Origin of the sequence: Citreicella sp. C3M06, from assembly GCF_018860705.1 — a bacterium.
GTDB lineage: Bacteria > Pseudomonadota > Alphaproteobacteria > Rhodobacterales > Rhodobacteraceae > Salipiger.
Genome location: NZ_JAHKQA010000013.1, coordinates 1 through 18,568 on the forward strand (window position 1 = coordinate 1; position 18,568 = coordinate 18,568).

General features: G+C 61.5%; 9 protein-coding genes and 1 pseudogene. 7 read left to right on the forward strand and 3 right to left on the reverse strand.

What is annotated here, in order from left to right:
- The 3 genes and pseudogenes from KO516_RS03565 to KO516_RS24680 all read left to right on the forward strand — a co-directional run.
- Positions 1-235 (forward strand): annotated as a pseudogene (locus KO516_RS03565) (hypothetical protein); the annotation flags it as partial.
- Positions 236-873: 638 nt separating this feature from the next.
- A complete protein-coding gene (locus KO516_RS03570; RefSeq protein WP_216002438.1) occupies positions 874-1,242 on the forward strand; it encodes a response regulator in 369 nt (122 codons plus the stop codon).
- A 167-nt stretch (positions 1,243-1,409) separates the two neighbouring features.
- Positions 1,410-4,277, forward strand: coding sequence for a GEVED domain-containing protein (locus KO516_RS24680; protein WP_216002439.1), 2,868 nt, complete (start codon positions 1,410-1,412; stop codon positions 4,275-4,277).
- 85 nt (positions 4,278-4,362) lie between these two features.
- Here the strand turns inward: KO516_RS24680 and KO516_RS03580 are convergent, their stop codons facing one another.
- Positions 4,363-4,647, reverse strand: a complete 285-nt coding sequence (locus KO516_RS03580) for a hypothetical protein (RefSeq protein ID WP_216002440.1) — start codon at positions 4,645-4,647, stop codon at positions 4,363-4,365.
- 358 nt (positions 4,648-5,005) lie between these two features.
- On the opposite strand from KO516_RS03580, the gene KO516_RS03585 reads away from it, so the two are divergent.
- Complete coding sequence (locus KO516_RS03585; protein ID WP_216002441.1) at positions 5,006-10,810, forward strand: GEVED domain-containing protein; 5,805 nt, start codon at positions 5,006-5,008, stop codon at positions 10,808-10,810.
- A gap of 306 nt (positions 10,811-11,116) precedes the next feature.
- Here the strand turns inward: KO516_RS03585 and KO516_RS03590 are convergent, their stop codons facing one another.
- Together KO516_RS03590 and KO516_RS03595 are read right to left on the reverse strand one after the other, a co-directional pair.
- Positions 11,117-13,753 carry an ATP-binding protein gene (locus tag KO516_RS03590; protein WP_216002442.1) on the reverse strand — a complete coding sequence of 879 codons (2,637 nt, stop codon included), beginning with the start codon at positions 13,751-13,753 and terminating at the stop codon, positions 11,117-11,119.
- Positions 13,723-14,205 carry a molybdopterin-dependent oxidoreductase gene (locus KO516_RS03595; protein WP_252737376.1) on the reverse strand — a complete coding sequence of 161 codons (483 nt, stop codon included), beginning with the start codon at positions 14,203-14,205 and terminating at the stop codon, positions 13,723-13,725. The genes KO516_RS03590 and KO516_RS03595 overlap by 31 nt, the downstream gene beginning before the upstream one ends.
- 210 nt (positions 14,206-14,415) lie before the next feature.
- Here KO516_RS03595 and KO516_RS03600 point away from each other — a divergent pair, with 210 nt between their 5' ends.
- The 3 genes from KO516_RS03600 to KO516_RS03610 all read left to right on the forward strand — a co-directional run bounded on the left by KO516_RS03600 (position 14,416) and on the right by KO516_RS03610 (position 18,537).
- A complete protein-coding gene (locus KO516_RS03600; protein ID WP_216002443.1) occupies positions 14,416-15,036 on the forward strand; it encodes a response regulator transcription factor in 621 nt (206 codons plus the stop codon).
- A gap of 291 nt (positions 15,037-15,327) precedes the next feature.
- Positions 15,328-15,840: a hypothetical protein gene (locus tag KO516_RS03605; protein WP_216002444.1), complete on the forward strand. Its 513-nt coding sequence runs from the start codon at positions 15,328-15,330 to the stop codon at positions 15,838-15,840.
- A 48-nt stretch (positions 15,841-15,888) separates the two neighbouring features.
- A complete protein-coding gene (locus KO516_RS03610; protein WP_371742023.1) occupies positions 15,889-18,537 on the forward strand; it encodes a beta strand repeat-containing protein in 2,649 nt (882 codons plus the stop codon).
- The last annotated feature ends 31 nt before the right edge of the window (positions 18,538-18,568 follow it).

The following is an 18,568-nucleotide window of genomic DNA, read 5'->3' on the forward strand; positions in this document are numbered from 1 at the left end:
GCAGAAAGGCACTGTCGAGACCACCGACCGTCGGCTCCGACGCGGGCTTTCAAGGCAGAGAGACATCGCGGCCATGACAGAGTTCGAGCTGACGCAACTCTGCGACCAACTCAACAACACATCCGGTAAATGCCTCGGATGGAGGCCCCCGGCTGAGGTCTTCCGCGAAAAGATGATGGAGAAAATCCGCCGACGCCCCTACCGTCTCAGGTCATGGGAGTCGCGCTTCAAGTAGCGCACACAGATCTTGGCGTGCAGCGGGCGCAGCGTCTCTCCGTCGACCTCGGCCTTCTTGTTGCCCTAGCGTTCAAAAATCTCCGATGCTCGCTCGAGCAGCGCCTTCTTCCATTGCTGGCTCATGCTCGGATGCACGCCGTCTTCCGCCGCCAGCTCCGACACGCTGCGCGCGCCCATCACCGCTTCCAGCGCCACGCGAGCCTGAAGCCCGCGTCATGGTTCCTGCGCTTCGACATGTTCTGATCTCCTCGTTCCTGAAGACCAGCAGACGTCAGATTGTAGCTTCCGTCACTGTCCGAGTTTCGGGGGGGAGCTCAGCTTCATGCTGTCCAAGAAGGGCTGTGGCTACCTGTCTGTATATCCTGCTTATCCCAAGGCGAAGAAGACGCGCTTGCCTTTTTCGGGCCTTTTACCGGGCAAGGAATAGAGGATTGAACCGATGGTGACCCCAACAAAAACAACGGATACGCCTTCGTATGCGACGCCCGCCCCTAAAATCGTTTGCATCCGCATTGGAGAATACAGCTTGGCTCAGGGAGAGCTGGTATGGGAGCAGAATGGCGTGGTCTGTGTCAGGCATCGGAACCAGGTTGCGGTCGGTCGGCGCGTCGAATCCATTCGCCGAAGGCAGCTGCAATGATGCCCACGGTCCTGGGGGTCGACGATTCAGGCATCGTTCGAGCTGCTCTCGCCTTTAGACTTGAAGCAGCGGGACACAGGTTCTTTTCAGCTGTCGATGGTATCGACGGGTTGGAAAAAGCCGCTGAATTTTGCCCCGACGTCATCATCACTGACATGCAGATGCCCCGAATGGATGGGATCACGTTTATCCGTAAGCTGCGCAAAAAACCCGAGTTCGCCACCATTCCCATTCTGGTCATGAGCAGTGAACGGGGTGGCGCCGTGCGTGACCGCGCCAAGGCAGCTGGAGCATCGGAATGGATATCGAAATCGTCTATTCCGGATGAACTTGCCTCTCTGGTGTGGAGGCTTGCGAACGCCTAGTGTGGCTTATCTTGTCGTAAGCTGACTGTGCCCGCTCCCTAATGATATATTTGAAACATCACGTTTTCCACTTTGTGTGCGCCTTGGGTGTCATGCTTGCATTGCTACCCGCCCCGTCCCGGGCGCAGGAAGAATGCGGTGCGGCTTGCGTCTTTGCAGGCCCGCGCGTGGCGAGCGTACAGACGAGTGACTCCGAGCTTCTGAGCCCGATCCTGACCGGTCTTCTGGGCACGGATGTCGGGCTCAGTGTGCTTGACTGGAACGCCATGGCCTCGGCCGAACTGGACCTTCTTGGGCTGCTCGGAGAATCCGGGCAGGACATCACCGTTTCGGACCCCGGACAGATCGCCAATGTCGACCTGACATTGCTGGACCTGATCGACGCATCGGCTGCGGTGGCCGCGGCGGATGGCGACACGGCGCTGGTCAACGCGCTTGGGGCGCTGCGCCTTCCGGTATCCGAACTTGGCGGCACCATCAATCTGGCGGATCTGATCACCATCGGTCTGCCACAAGGGGCGTTGCTTGATCTGGAGCTGAATGCGCTCGACCTGATCGGCGGGGCGATCCAGCTTTACAACTACGAAAATGTCGTCACGACGACCCAGCCGGTGGCATTGAACAACGCGGTTCTGCAATCCTTTGGCATCGGCGGGGCCGAGATCCTGTTGCAGGTGGTCGAACCACCGCATTTCGAATGCGGCGGCGCCGGAACGCAGTTTCACACCTCGACCATACGGGCAAAGCTGTCGGTTGATCTGGCGGATCTGTCACTGGATACCTCGGCCCTCGACGGTGTGCTGGGGGGGCTTCTGGGCGGGCTGGTCTCAACCGATCTGGCGCTGGCTGATCTGGATCTTTATTTCGAATTTGGCCGCGTCGATGGCGAAATCCTCAGCGCCGACCCCGAAACAAAAACCGCCAGCGTCATTCTGGCCCCCAGCGCCATCGACCTGTTCCTGGGCGGTATCGACGACGCGGTGTTCTTTAACCGAAGCCGCCCGATCCAACAGTCGGACGTCGATTTTGGCACTGTCGCCGATCTCGAGGTCTCGCTGCTTGGCGGGCTGGTCCGCGAAAGCGCCGGCGTAAGGGTGCGCTCTTTTGCCCAAAGCGCCCCGGGCACCAGCGAGACCTTGTTCTTTTCGCCCCCCTACCCGCAGCGACAGGCGATCGGGGATGGGGCATCATCGTTCAGCGACCTGATTGGAACGCTGGCGCAAAACCTCGACATCGAGGTCGAGGACAGCCTTGGCAATCTCGTGGGGCCGCTGATCGACACGGTCGTCGAACCGGTGGTCGGAGACCTCGTGGGGGGGCTGCTGCTGGATGCGATCTCTCCCATTCTGGATGCGACGGTGGATCCGCTTCTGGGGTTCTTCGGGGTCGGCATCGGAGAGGCAGAGGCCTCGATCTCGGGCGTCACCTCGGTCTGCACAGAGTTTTCCGATTGCCCTGTGTCCGGGCTAGCCCCCGATGGGGTTTCAACCGCCAACTACGGCAGCCCCTACCATTTCATCTACAACAGCCTGTTCATGGGGGCCGCGCCCCCCGACACGGATGCAGGCCCGTTGGCCAATGCCACGGCCACCGGCGATGACGACGATGGCCGCGACGATGAAGACGCGGTCACCATGCCCGATCTTGTGCCCGGAACAATCAGGACCATCGAAATCGACGTCACCCAGACCGGGGGGGATGCAGGGTATCTTCAGGGCTGGATCGACTGGGACGGCAACGGCACGTTCGACGATGACGAACAGGTGGCGCGGGACGTGACCCTCGCTGGCGGCGGGGTCATTTCGCTGACCGTGACGGTGCCACCGGATGCGCTGACCGGGAGCAGCTTTGCCCGCTTCCGGTGGTCGACGCGTCCGGGGCTTGATGCGGTCGAACCCGCGCCTGATGGCGAAGTCGAGGATATGCAGGTTACGCTGTCCGGCCCGGCGGCGCCGCGCCTGTCGGGGCAGGTGATCGCCGATACAGGGGCGGCGGGGGGCACGGCCCATGACGCGCTGCAAAACGGGGGCGAGGCCGGGCTGGGGGGCATCGCGCTGCGGATTGAAACCGAAACCGGCGCGCTTTTGGCTCAGACGGTCACCGATCCTTCGGGGGCCTGGTCTGCCGCGCTGCCGGCGGGGTACGAGGGGCGGGTCGTGGTGCGCGCCATCGTTCCGGACGGCAGTCTTGCAGTGTCGGAAACCACTGCGGCTGCGGGGATCGTGCCATCCGTGCCTTCGGATGGGGCGATCGTGCTGGATGTGACCGCGGGCACGGATCTGCCCGACCTTGTGTTGGGAATTGCTCCGGCACCACGGCTGTCACAGGACGGGGTGGCCTATGTGCAGGCAGGGCAAGTCGTAACGCTGCAGCACGACTACGTGGCGGGCAGCGCTAGCGAGGTGCGCTTTGCGATCGAGGATCTAAACGAGCCTGTGCCCGGTGCGGCGGGGGTCGTGCCGTTTCTCGATACCGATTGCGACGGGCGTGGCGACAGCCTTCTGACCGACCCTGTCGTGGTGTCCGCCGGGCAGCGCCTATGCGTGGTCGCACGCGTCGCCACAAGCACGGCGCTGCAGACCGGGGCCAGCCTGCAATACCTGCTGGTTGCGCAGACAGAGCTGGCGGGGATCTCGCAGCAGATCCGTCTGGAGAACACGGATCGCGTGGTCATTGGCCGCGATGGTGGGGGGCTTGTCATTGACAAAACGGTCGAAAATCTCAGCCGACCCTCTGGCGAAGGGCGGGCCAATTCTGCGGGACCGGGGGATGTTTTGCTATACCGCCTTGCGATCCGGAACGTGAGTTCAGATGCGATAACGAACGTGACGGTGTACGATACGACGCCGCCCTATACGCGTCTGGATGACATCATCACGCAGTCGGTCGAAATGAGCGATGGCACTCTTTGCACGCTTGAACTGCCTGAAAGCAGTGATCCCGGCTATGTCGGCGGGTTGCGATGGGAATGCGACGGAGAGGTGCGCCCTGGCGCAACCGCGACGATACAATTCACGGTAAAGATCAGCGATTGATCGTGGCGACGCGGTCGAGGTGATCCCCAACAGAAACCAAGCCGCACAAGCAGGCTCGTGGCGTGGTTGTCTTGTCGTCACACGATCAGAACCGGTCGAAATGTGCCCGTCGGGCCATGCTGCCCTGTGCGCCATTATGTTCGCCCTCAGGGGTGCGCCGCAGCATCAATTGACGCGCCTCGCAGATATAAGGCACCGCCAGCGGCAAGAACAATCCAACACTGCCTATGAGAGAGCCCAGGAGATAGGCCTGAATGAGCCCCATCGTCGTCGCCAGCATAAGGAATGCGACGACGCTGATCACCACCGAGCACATCAGGCCGAACACAAGAGACGAGGGGCCGTGCTCTACGCAGGTTTCTTCGGGCATTTTTTATCCTCTTTGCTGACGCGAGTGTCGATCGCTACCCTGTTACAATGCCTTGGCATCGCGATCCGGAGCGGTCAGCAAAAGCGTATCCCCAGCTATTTAGGCGCAACCACCTATCCTTTAGGATAGCCGTGGCAGGGCGCGGAACGCTGATGGATCGATATTCCAAAGCATAGCTTTGTAGCCGCATGAAGGACGAACCTGACTGTCTTACCCAAGCCCGGCGCGCATGGATCGTGTCATTGCACAAAGTGGTCGTTCGCGTCACCACAGCCGGTAGCGCAACCCAGTTCGAAGATGACAGAACGAGGTTGGTTCGTTGAAAATATTACCCCCCAGACACCGCAGTGCAGGATTGATGCTGGCACTTTCGGTGGCGCTTCCTGCGTTTCCCGCCCAGCTTCAAGCGGGTGATTTCGCACTTGATCTCAGCACCTTTGACTGGCCCGCAGGGAATACAGGCCCGTTGGTGCGGACCCTGCGCGACCAATACGGTTTCGAGGTCGACGCGGCGGTCACGGTCTCGGGGTCGCTGGCCAGCGCCAATCTTGGCGGCGGCAACACTTTGCAGGCCCCGGACGATGTGGCGATTTTTGGTGGCAATGCGGAATCGCTGGTCATGCTTGCCGATGCGCCGTCCGGCATGGGCGAACGCGGTGACAGCAGGATCACGACAACCGTGTCGGCAAGCTCGGGCGGCAACGCGGTGCAGCTGGACAATATGATCATCGATATCCTCGATATCGACGCCACCGATGCCGGGAACTCGGGCGACCGGTGCGATTTCATCACCGCCTTTGGCGACAATGGCAATCCGACATTGTCCACGCTGGGGGCCGCGCCAACCGTGGTGGTCGGGCCGGGCATCGGGTCGGGCAATACCGGGGTTTTGCTGTCCAACGAGGCGCAGTGTATCTACAACAACGGGCCCGCGCCCTCGCCGACCTCGAACAACGACACCAACGGGTCGATCCGGCTCAGCTATCCCAACGACACCTCGCAGATCGAAATCTGGTACGATGAAAGCATCGGCGAAGTCCGCTCTTCTGGGGGGTCTTACAATCCCGGCACGCGGGGCGTCGGCTTGTTCAGCGTCGTGGAATTCACCACCGATCAAACCATCAGCCTGACGCGCAGCACCTCGCCCACGACCGCGATCCAAGGCGAAACGGTGACTTTTACGTACATCGTGACCAATAACGGCGAGCTGCCATTCAACACGGCGCAGGATATGGTGATCGAGGATGATCTGCTGGGCACCGTAAGCTGCCCGGCCATCGACGCACCGCTGGCCCCCGGTGGCACCGTGACCTGTACCGCCGACTACACGGTCTCGGCGGCAGATGTGCTGTCCGGTGCCATCGACAGCAGCGCCACGGCGGGGATCGGGGCCATCGGCCAGCCCTTTGTGTCGCGCCTGCAGTCGAACACGGAAAATGCCAGCATCCTCACCAATGCGCTGATCACGGACACCGGCCCGCAAAGCTGCACCCCGCAATCGGTCTTTTCCCAGCCGCGCACCCAGATTGCAGGCTCGGGCAGCGATGCGGCGCTGACCACGTCGGATATCTTTGTCTTCGACAATGTCACCAATGACATCAACGGCAATGATGTGGATGTGGTTTTCCAGCTGACCTCGATCAACGATGCCACCAACGTGAACCTCAACACCTCGCTCGAAGCGCGGATGGTGGCCGCCGACAACGGCTATCTGACCTACCGGCTGCGGCTGGTGCAGGATGGCACCGCCACGGCGGCCAATCCTTTGGGCACGGCGGTCGAGCAAAGCCGCATCAACGGGGTGATCTTCCAGCAGACAGACGTCGACAGCACCAATGTCGGGCAGGACAGTTCGGATGTGGTCGGCCCGTTTCTGGCGCCGGAGACGATTTCCTATTTCAACACCGCACCTCTGGCCGGGTTTCCCAGCGGCGGGCAGCCGATCACGATGGATCCGGCGAAGGCGGGCGATCCAGCCAACTGGCTGGACGAGCCGAATGAATCCAACTTCGACAATTTCGCCACCTATGAATACAGCAGCTTCGTCGAAGGCGAGTTCATCCATGGTCTCACCGGAACCTTCACGAATTCCGCCCGGCGCGGGTCTGCAATTTTGCTGTGTGCGGTGACCAATGTCTCGCCCAGCGTGGTGGCCGAGGATGACGATTACACCGCCTCGCCGCTGAACACGTTGCTTGGGGGCACTGCGGGCGATGTGCTAAGCAACGACACGGTTAACGGGCTGCCCGCCGCTTTCCCCACCGCCACGCTGGAGGTGATCACCGCGGCCACGCCGCAGAACACCGGCGATCCGGTGCCGGTTCTGGAAACCGCCGGGGCCGATGCCGGGCGGGTGGTGGTTCCGGCGGGGGTGCCTGCGGGGTTCTATGAAATCGAATACGAACTGTGCGACAGTCTGGATGCGGGTCAATGCGACCGCGCCAAGGTGTCCGTGGCCGTTTTCGAAGGGCTGGGCGTCGATTTCGGCGACGCACCCCTGCCCTATCTGCCAGCGACCCATGCCGTCGCCACGGTGCCCACGGTTTACCTGGGCGCGGTGCCCCCGGATGTCGAGGCGATCAACCAGTCCGATGCGACCGCCACCGGCGATGACCTTGTGGATGTCGATGACGAAGACGCGGTTGTCTTTCCCGTCCTGACCCAAGGGGTCAACAGCACGCTGGACGTGCCGGTGACCGGCGACGGCTATTTGCAGGCCTGGATCGATTTCAACGGTGATGGCGTGTTCGAGGGCACCCGGCGCGAACACATCGCCAGAGACCTGCGCGATGACGGGACCGGCGATGATGTCGTGGCCGGGGACGGGGTCATCCAGGTGCGGGTGAGGGTTCCGACAAACGCCACAACTTCGCTGACCTTTGCCCGTTTCCGCTATGCCAGCCTTCTGGGCACCCCGGTTGCTGGTCTGGCGCTGGACGGCGAGGTCGAAGACTATTCTCTGGTCATCGCGGCGGCGGATCTGGTGGACCGGGGCGATGCGCCGGAAAGCTATGGCGATCCGCGCCATATCGTCGTGCCCTCGATCTATCTCGGGGCAGGATTGCCCGACACCGAGCCCAGTACATCGCATAGCGACGATGCTCAGGGCGACGACCTTTCAGGCAATGATGACGAAGATTCCATCGCGGTATTTCCCGTGCTGGAGGCAGGAACAACCGTATCCTTGACCGTGCAGACCCATGAAACATTGTCCGATCTCTATGATCTGGGCCTTCCGGTTCTGACGCCTGGCATCACCAACCTTCAGGTCTGGATCGACTGGGACCAGAACGGCAGCTTCGACGCAGGCGAACAGGTGGCCACCGATTACCGTGATGGCGGCACGGGCGACACGGACGGGGTGTTCAACAACCAGATCACCCTGAACATTCCGGTGCCGAACACGATCAGAAGCGGAGTGACCTTTGCCCGCGTGCGGTGGTCCACCACCAGCGCAGTGGCCGCAGACCCTTTTGACGGGCTGAATTTCGACGGCGAGGTCGAAGATTACCAGGTGCTTTTGTCGGCCGGCGCGGTGCCCTTTGTGTGCAATGGCACATTGTACCGCGTGGTCAGCACCAGCTCGCAGTTGCAAGAGTTGGTGTTCAGCGAGAACGGGTCCGGGGGCTATAGCATTGCCGATGCGAATGTCGGCTCCCCCGCCGGGATCGATTACAACGCCGCTTGGGGCTACAACGCGCTCGACGGGTTGTTCTATGGCGTGGACAACGGCACGCGCGACCTTGTGCGGCTGGATTCCGGGGGCAATTTCAGCGTGATCGCCACCATTCCTGCAACCGCCTCGGTCGGGAGCAACGCCGGTGACATCATGGACAACGGCGTGATGATATACCGCGTCAGCGGAGGCGGTGCCTTTCAGCTGCTTGATCTGAGCGATCCGTTCAACCCGGTGGACCTTGGGCAGATCACCTATTCGGAAACGCTGGGCGTGGCAGATTATGCCTTCAACCCCAATGACGGGTTTTTCTATGGCATCAATTCCGCCACCAACCGGTTGTTCTATTTCGATCCGAACGGCGGAACCGCGGGCAGCACCAATATTGTCGATTTCGGCCCCGCGACCTTTACGTCAAGCTATGGCGCGGTCTGGTTCGACCTCTCGGGGCGGTTTTATATCAACGAGAACAGCGCAAACGACGTGTTCGAAGTCGATGTCGGCTTCGAGGGCAGCGGGGATGGCGCCGCGACGCTGATCGACACGCTTAGCCTGCCGATCGAAAACCGGGTCGATGCGGCGGCTTGCCCATCCGCCTATGGTCCGCTGCCCCCCACGGGCACGATCCGCGGGTTGGTGTTCAACGACAGCAACGCCTCCGGCTTCCCGGATGGCCCGACGAATGAACCGGGGTTCGCGGGGATCACCGTGTCGGCCTATGACAACAACAATACGCCGAACGATCTGACCGACGACACGCTTCTGGCAACGACGGAAACGGACTCGCAAGGGCGCTATTCGCTCGAGGATCTGTCCGCTGTGGTGCTTTTCCGGATCGAGGTCGACGAAGCCGACCCCGATCTTCCGGCCGGGGCGCAGGCCACGACCGAAAACCCCTATACCGCCGTGCGGGTTGCAGCGGGCAGTGTTTCAAGGGGGTATAATTTCGGATTTGCCAGCAGCGCGGACCTGTCGCTCGACAAGCGTGCCCAGGATGCGTCGGGCACGCCTATCGGGTTGGCCGCCGAGGGCACAGCGATCGATTTCGTTCTATCGGTGAGCAATGACGGGCCCTCCGCAGCCACGGGTGTGCAGGTGCGCGATCTAATCCCGTCGGGGTTCACCTATGTGTCGGACGATGCGGCGGCGCAGTCCGACAGCTATGATCCGGGCACCGGGGTCTGGGTGGTTGGCGATGTGGCCAATGGCACGACGGAGACCCTGACCATTCGGGTCACCATGAACGCCACCGGCGAACATACCAATGACGCCGAGATCATCGCCTCGGATCAGGTCGATCCCGATAGCGACCCGTCGACCGGCGCGCTGACCGATGATCTGGGCGACGAGATTGCCGATGATGACGAGGCCAGCGTGACCATAGCTTTCGACGGCACCGGCGCAACGCTGGCGGGCGTGGTCTTTCTTGACAATGGCAGCGGCGCGGGCACCGCCTATGATGGCCAGCAAGCAACCGAGGAGCCGGGCACCGGCGCTGCCAAGATCGAGATTTTCGACAGCACCGGCACGCTGGTGGGCAGCCCTGTGGTGGCCGCCGATGGCACATGGACGCTGACGCTGCCCGAGGACTACCTTGATCGGGTCACCGTCACCGTCACCCCCTCGACCGGCTACAGGGTGGTGTCCGAGGACCCGCGCAGCCCGCCGGGGCTCGACAATCCCGATCCGCTGGACGGCAGCTACAGCTTTCAGCCGGGACAGGGTGCCGATTACACCGATCTGCGTTTTGGTCTGGTCTCGGGCGCACGCCTGAGCGACAGCCAGCAAGCCGCGACACGGGCCGGGCAGGTGGTTCAGCTGCGCCACGAATATATCGCGGATGCCGAGGGCACGGTGCAGTTCTCGACCGCCCTGATCGAGGAAACCACCCCCGGACTATACGCCGTGGCCCTGTTTTACGATCCGGCCTGTGATGGCACGCCGGTCACGGCGGTGGATGGACCCGCGACGGTAACGGCGGCCACGCGGATCTGTCTGGTGGCGCGGGTCACCGCCTCGGCGGCGGCAGCGCCGGGATCGTCCATTGCCTTCGATGTGCTGGCCGATACCAGCTATGGCACCACCGGCCTGACGGAACGGCTCCGCAATACCGACGTGGTGCGGGTCGAGGGCGAGAGCGGGCGGCTGGAGCTGACCAAAACCGTGCGCAACCTGACCCAGGGCACCCCCGAGGGCGTCAGCAACGGTGCCACGCTTGGCGATGTTCTGGAATACCGCATCTATCTGGCCAATCCCGGCAACCTGCCTGCCACGCAGATCGTGATCCATGATCGCACCCCACCCTATACCGAACTGGCCGCGGCTATTCCCAGCCCCGTGACCGTGGGGGCCGGTGTGACGTGCAGCGTGGCGGAACCCGCCGCGAACGGCGCCGGCTATGCTGGTCCGCTGCGCTGGGACTGCACGGGCACCCATGCGCCCGGCGCAACCGGATCCGTGGCGTTTCAGGTCTCAATCGCCCCCTGACCACGCCCCTGTCGAAGCTTGCGAAGGGCCGCCCTGCAAGGGCGGCCCTTTTGCGTGGATAGACGCATCACCGCAGATGACAGGCAGCGCAAGGCGACAGTCCGGATTTGAACACAAACGCAAAAGGCTGCCCTTCCAGAAGGAAGGGCAGCTAGGGGCAAGATCCGTGAGTGGTGCGAGACCGGCAAGGGGGATAAACTGATCTCGCGGCTTACCCGATCCGAAGCAGAGGGTGGCGCTTCGGTGCGTAGGTTCACGATACCCCTGCCATCACCCGTTTCGCAGTGGAGCCGTCGCATAGGATGTCTATCCGGCGGTATCGCACGCTACCGGGTTGGCCAGCACCTGATCCCAAGCATCGCACAGGCGGTCATAGGCATCATCAAGGCCGGCCATCAGAAGATCGATCCTGCCCATGTCCATGTGGACACAGCACTGTTCAAGATCACGCAAAAGTCCGAACAGCTGAAGCGCGCCCGCCATTCCTGAGGTGCCAGCCAAGGCATGCGCCGCAGTCTTCAGCCGTTCAAGGTCGGCACTGACATGGGCGGCCTTCATCTCCAGCCTGAGGCTGTCCGCGTTTTCCCTGAATTCGTTCAGATGCGCGGCCAGCTCTTCGGGGCCCAGAAAGCTTTTCAGATCCGAGACCTGATTGGGCTCCAGAACACCGCTTGGCTCAACGGGAGCATCGACGGTAAAGCCATCTTCGGCAGTCGTGTAATCCTTGCCGATACATTCGATCAGAGCTTTGCGGTTGACCGGCTTCATCAGGCATCCGGACATGCCGGCCTGCCGAAAGCTCTCCAGCTCGTCGGGCAGAGCGTGGGCGGTGAATGCCACGATCGGCGTTTCCCTGTTCGGGCCGTCCCCCGCGCGAATGCTTCGGGTGGCCTGGGTTCCACTGACGTCGGGCATGGAGATGTCCATCAGGATCAGATCGAAAGCCTGCTGCGATGCCAGCCGGATCGCAGCCTCGCCGCCCTCGGCCAATCTGACATTCTGCCCTGCAAGGGTCAGCATCTTTTCCATGACGTTGCGGTTGACCTTGTTGTCGTCGACCACAAGGATGCGCCTGGACGCCAGGGTGACAGACCCCGACCTCAGCGCATCGTCACCCTGCGCGAGTTGCGCGTCCAGATCGGCCTCGGTCATGGGCAGATCCAGACTGAAGGTGGTGCCTTCTCCGACTTCCGACATGCAATGTATGCTGCCGCCCAGACGCTGGGTAAATCGGCGCACGATCCCGAGGCCCAGTCCGGTGCCGCCGGTGCGGCGCTCGTATCGTTCGTCGAGCGACACGAAATCGTCGAAAATTCGGTCTCTGTCCTCTGACGCGATGCCGATGCCAGTGTCGCTTACTTCAAGGCGCAGGACCCCCTGCCCCGGAAAACCATCCGACGGCGTGTAGCGGACAAACAGGGAGACCGCCCCTTGCGGCGAAAACTTGATCGCGTTGCTCAGCAGGTTGATCAGGATCTGTTGCAAGGCGCGTGGCGATGACAGGAACTGGCGGCCCTTCAGCCCCTTCTTTTCCAGATCAAGCGTGACCGACTGTTCTTTTGCCATCGGTTCGAGCATGCGCACCATGTTCGAGGCAAGCGAGCAGATATCGCACACCTGCTGCTCTAGCTCTCTGTCATCCTCGCTGCGTTCGATGGCCAGAACGTCATTGATATGCAACAGCAAGATGTCCCCTGAAAACAGCGCTGTATCCAGATGTTCCCGCTGTTCGTCGGTCAGGGAACCCTCTTCGAGGAGGTAGAGAGCAGAAAGCACCCCATTCAATGGCGTGCGCATTTCGTGGCTCATCATGGCAAAGAAGCGTGAACGCTCTTTGGCCGCTGAAATCGCGTTCTCGCTGGCCTTGGTCAGCTCGGCCTCGTGGTGCTTTTCCTTGGTAAGATCGCGGCAGAAGGAGATAAAGATCACTCCCCCCTGCATCTGCGCCGTGGTGATCTGTGTCTGGGCCGGAAATACCGTGCCATCCGCGCGCAGCATGGGGAATTCATGTGTGCCGCTATCCGAAAAGGTCGACTGCCCCGTCGCATGGTAACGGGCCATGCTTTGTTCGACGGCCTCACGCGCATCGGTGGGCAAAAGCAGCTCAGGCATGTAGCGCCCGATGATCTCATCCTTGCGATAGCCGAAGATCGTTTCGGCACCGGCGTTGAAATCGATCACGTTGCCATCTTTGTCGCAGACCACGATACCGCCGATCGCCCCGTCCAGAGTCGCCTGAAGCTGGCGGCGTTTTTCTTCGGCCTGAATGGACGCACGTCGCTGCTCGGCGGTGCGCTTTTGCAGGAAAAAGATTGTCGCAACGATCGCCACGGCGCTCAGGGCGATCAGAACCATCATCGCCTCCAGGAGGAGGACAACCCTTTGCCGCTGCAGGGCTTGTATCTCGGTGGATCCCTGAATGGCACCAAGCGCGATACTCCGGCTGGAATCCTGCTGTTCAAGAAGGTCTTTCTGAAACTCCGGAAGCGCTGCGGCAAGGCGCGCATCCGGCCCGTCGATGATCGGGATGAAACTGTCCAGACGTTCTTGCATGGCCCCGAGGTTGGCTTGGGCTTCGTCGCTCAGCGTCTCATTTTTGAAGAGCGGCAAGCGACTGTAGAACACGTCGAAGCGTTTGCGCAGCTCGTCCAGATCAGGCGCATCCGTAGCGTTCGCGTCCTTGATGGCGATGAGCAGCTTGAGATACTCGACCTCGACTTGCGAGGCTCGCCAGCTGAGCTCATCGCCCTGAGCCACCACCATGACGTTCAGATTGTCACGTACGATAAAGGACAGGCCAAGGATGAAGGCCAGCGCCAGAACGGTCAGCCCGGTCAGGGTAAACCGATTTTTCTCTGCTTCGCGGCCTGTATCGGATCGTGCCATAAACGCCCCGATATCACATCTTTTCATCACTTCACACTTAGACGATCCATCTGCCATATCGAACGCGAGTATATGGCTTCGGACTGGAATTCCGGTTTGCTGTCATAGGGATATACGATCCACAATGGCCCCTTGTCGCGACGCGACATCGATGTGCCGTTTTGATGATAGGCAATGATCGGAGTGGTTTCGGTGATCTCGTCAATCGGAATATCGACGGCATAATCATTGATCGCCTGGGCGCTGACCGTACCTTCGGTGACGCCCAGATCATCCAGTATCGCCGCCAGTGGAACACCCTCGAAACTTTGCGGGCCTGCGGTCCAGATGGTTATGGTTTCGAAGCGTTCCACAGGCAGGGCCTGCAACTCTTCGAGCGTGAAGCTGCGGGTGACGTCATTGACGGTTGTGGTCAAGATGACGTCACTGTCAGCCATGGCAAGCCTTGCCATGGCCATGACTGCCAGGCCCGCGGCAGGGAAAAGAAGGCGCATCTCTTGGTCTCCCATGTTTTGGATATCCTGATGGAACCCTAGGCGTAATCCCCCGTATTTTCCCGACTTCTTACGAATAAGGATCTATTCGAATGTATAGTTTACCGCTAAAATCTGCATGGAAATGCTTGGTACGGCATAAGATTTAGAACAGGATCCATCGCGGGAGGCAGGGGCTGAATGCTGTCTCCCTCAATGAATCACAAAAGACGGGGTGGGCCGGGTATGTCTCTCAGAGTGCTGTTTGCCGACGATCACGACATGGTTCGCGACACGTTCAGGATGTACCTTGAAACCAACGGTACGGCTCAGGCGGTCACCGCCGGATCTCTGGACGAAGCGCTGAAACTGATGGAGCAGAAGGGACCATTCGATCTGGTGCTGCTGGATTACACCATGCCCGGAATGAAGGGCCTTGAAGGGCTCAAACTTGCGCTGGCGGCCAGCGGTGGCCATCCGGTCGGCATCATTTCGGGCACCGGCACGCGGCTGATCGCACAACAGGCGCTGGATTTGGGCGCGGCAGGGTTCCTGCCCAAATCCCTGCCAGCCAAGACGCTGGTGAATGCCGTCAAGTTCATGGCCATGGGCGAGATCTACGCCCCGGTGGATTTCATGTCGGGCAAGGACGACCCTGACGAGACGGATTTCGAAAAGGATCTCTCGGATCGCGAAAAGCAGGTGCTGCGCGGCCTGCTGGGGGCCAAGTCCAACAAGGAGATCGCGATCGGACTGGATCTGCAAGAGGTCACGATCAAGCTGCACGTCAAGACGCTGTGCCGCAAGATCGGTGCGAGGAACCGCACCGAGGCGGCCATCCTTGCCCGCGACGCCGGGTTCGTCTGAGCTGTAGCGACGACTTTCACTTTTGGTTTTTTCGATGACAGGGCCGGCAGTTACGCCGGTCCTTTTTCGTTTATGCGCGCATCACAGCTGATGCGTTGGATCAGTTTTGCGTCTCGACCAGAGTAGACCGTCTATACCGAAGATTAGCGGCCTGACTTTGAGCAGTATCGTTTAACCCTTCCTCTTCCCGACATTGCCGTCCCTTCCAAGGCATCCCGGTGAAACGCCGCGGGTCACAAGCCTGCCGTGTCTCAACCGCCGGTCCAGCCCCGGCCCAGAAGGGAAACACACATGTCTTATTCCATTGCACGTGTCAGCCAGGCCGTGGTCGCCGGTCTGACGCTTAGCCTGGCCGCAACAGCTGTCTCGGCGGATGCGCTCGAAAGCACCTTCTCCTACCGCATCGTCGAAACCGATGCCGCAGGCGTGGAAGCTCTGGTCGAGCGCTCGTCGGTCAAGCCCGGCGAAATCATTCATTACCAGCTTCGTCACGAGAACAAGACCGATGGCGAAATGGCCGGCTTGGTGATTGCCGCCCCGGTTCCCGAAGGCGTGTCCATCACCTTGGGCAGCGAGCAAAGCTCGATCCCCGCCGTCTTTGAGGTGCAGGCCGAGATGGACCCCGAAAACGAAGGCCTCGAATGGTCGTCCCTTCCTGCGGTTCGCATCTTCGTGGACGCCGATGGCGCGCTTGCCGAAGAGCCGCTTCCCGAGAGCGATATCGTCGCCGTGCGCTGGAGCCTCTCCGAAGCGCTCGAGGCCGGAGAGGCCGCCCTCAACACCTATCGCGTTCGCGTGAACTGAGCCGGGCCTAGCGCCCTTTCCTAAAGACCTGACATCAGGAATATTTCCGTGACTTATCATTCTAAGATCCTGCGCACCTCCAGTGCCGCGGCCATCTGCGTATCGCTCGCAGGTTTTGCATACGCTGCCCCCGAAGCGGGCTCGGTCATCGGCAACCAGGCGGTTGCCACCTACCTCAATTCCGCCGGTGACACGATCACCGTGACCTCGAACACGGTCGAAACCGTGGTTCAGCAGGTCGCAGGCGTGACGCTGACCTCGGACAACACCGAGAATGTCGCTCCGGGTGGCAAGGCCTTCCTGCCGCATATCATCACCAACGACGGTAACGGGCCGGATGCGTTCGACCTGAGTGCAAATGAGGATGATGCCGGCGCGCTCGAGACCTCGCAGCTGGTGTTCTACCCGGATGCCAACATGGACGGTGTCGCCGACAGCGCCACGCCGCTGAGCGAAACCCCGGTTCTGGCCCCCGGCGAGCAATTCGGCGTGGTGATCGAGGCCACCGTGCCATCGACCAACGCCGCAGGGGCCACCGACACGATCACCGTGAGGAGCACATCGCAGCTGGACGGTGCCATTACCGCCACCAACACCGACACGCTGACCGTATCGAACGATGCGATCATCGAACTGGTCAAGTCGATGGTTGCCGATGCGTCTTCGGCGGGCGATCCCAACATCATCGATGCGGGCGACATCGTCACCGTGACCCTGACCTATTCGTCGACCGGCCTTGTGGCAGCAAACAACTACTCGGTGACCGACGTTCTGGACGCGGGTTTCGAATATGTGCCGGGAACGGCGGTCTGGTCCGACGCGGCGGGAACGCTGGATGATGACAACGCCTCTACGGTGGTCGATGCGACCAACGGCAGCGGCGAGGACATGGCCTGGGATTACGACGACGCCCAGACCGTCAACTTCAACATCTCTTCGGTCGGTTCGGGCCGGTCCGGCAGCGTGACCTTCCAGGCGCGGATCGCCTCCACCGCGAATGCGGGCATTCTGACCAACGTGGCCACCCAGAACGTCGATGGCGTTGACTTCCCGCCGTCGAACACCGCATCGGTGACCGTCGACAACCAGTATTCGGTGTCGATTGCCGATACGGCGATCAACGCGGATGGCACGGCCAATGGCGCGACCACCTCGGCCACCGATGACGACGCCGCGCAGAACGACGTCGTGACCGAAACCGGGGACGTGTTCCAGGGCGCGACGATCAGCCATGAATTCGTGCTGACCAACAACTCGAACGAAGCCGACAGCCTGTCGCTGGATTTCGCCAATGACGACTACCCCGCTGGCACCACCTTCCGCATCGTGGGCGCCGACGGCATCACCCCGGTGATCGGCTCGGTCGGCCCGCTTGCCATCGGTGAAAGCACCAAGGTCACGCTGATCGCGACCCTTCCCACGGATGTCGCGCCGACCCCGGCGGGATCGACCAACTATACCGCGACCATGACCGTGACATCGGATGCCTCGGGGGTCACCGACACCTCGACCGCCGAATTCACCGGCGCGGTTCTGGCGGCCTCGGTCGATCTGGAAAACAACGTTGCCGGGTCCGAAGGCGACGGGGCGGCCCCCACCAATGGCGGTGCACCATGGGTCAGCAACGCCACCGATCCCGGCGCAGCCACCACCTTTGACATGGTTGTGCAGAACAACGGCCCGGTGTCGGACAGCTACAACCTGACGCTGGCGCAGGCGATCCCCGACGGCTGGACTGTCGAATTCCGCGACGCAAGCGGCACGCTGGTCACCAACACCGGCACCATCCCATCGGGAGCGCAGGAAACCATCACGGTCACCATTGTGCCCGCCGATGACGCCCCGGCCGCAGCAACGCCCATCGACATTCAGGTGGCAAGCTCGGTCACCGGTCAGGCCGACCGCATCGTCAACGAGATCACGGTGAACGCGATCTACGACGTGCAGATCCTTGAAGATCAAAGCGCACAGGCCTCGCCCGGCGGCATCGTCGACATGCTGCACACGATCACCAACGAAGGCAACTCGGACGTCACCGAAGGCGCGATCACCCAGACCGGGCTGACCAACTTCTCCGGTGCGATCTTCTGGGACCAGAACAACAACGGTGTAATCGATGCAACGGATCCGGTGATCGACAACTTCGATGATCTGACCGACGGCATCGCAGCGGGCACCAACGGTCTGGCTGCGGGTGAGACGATCTCGATCATCTACCGGGTCCAGACGCCTTCGACGGCAACGCCCGGTGTGTCCGAAACCGGCACGCTGACCCTGGGCACCTCGCTGAACGGCGCCACGGCAACGGATGCGGACACCGCTGACAACGCCAACGAGGACCGCATCGTCATCATCGCGGGCGACGTGACACTGACCAAGTACCAGTACATCGACGCCAATTGTGATGGCACGGCAGGCACCTTCACCAAGACCCGTCAGCCGGTCGAGCCGGGACAGTGCATCCGCTACATGATCGAAGCCTCCAACACCGGCAGCTTTGAAGCAACGGATGTGACCATCTCGGACGCGGCCCCTGCCTATACCACCATCACCAATTGCGGTGGATCGTGCGCCGAAACGCTGTTCCCGGCTGGCAGCACAGCGACGATCACGTCCAGCGCCGTCTCCAGCGACCATGGATCGGTTCTGCCTGGTGGCGTCGCACGGCTCGAATTCACCGTAGAGGTGGACAACTAAGTCCACCCACCTGGCCCCCGCCTGCGGGTGG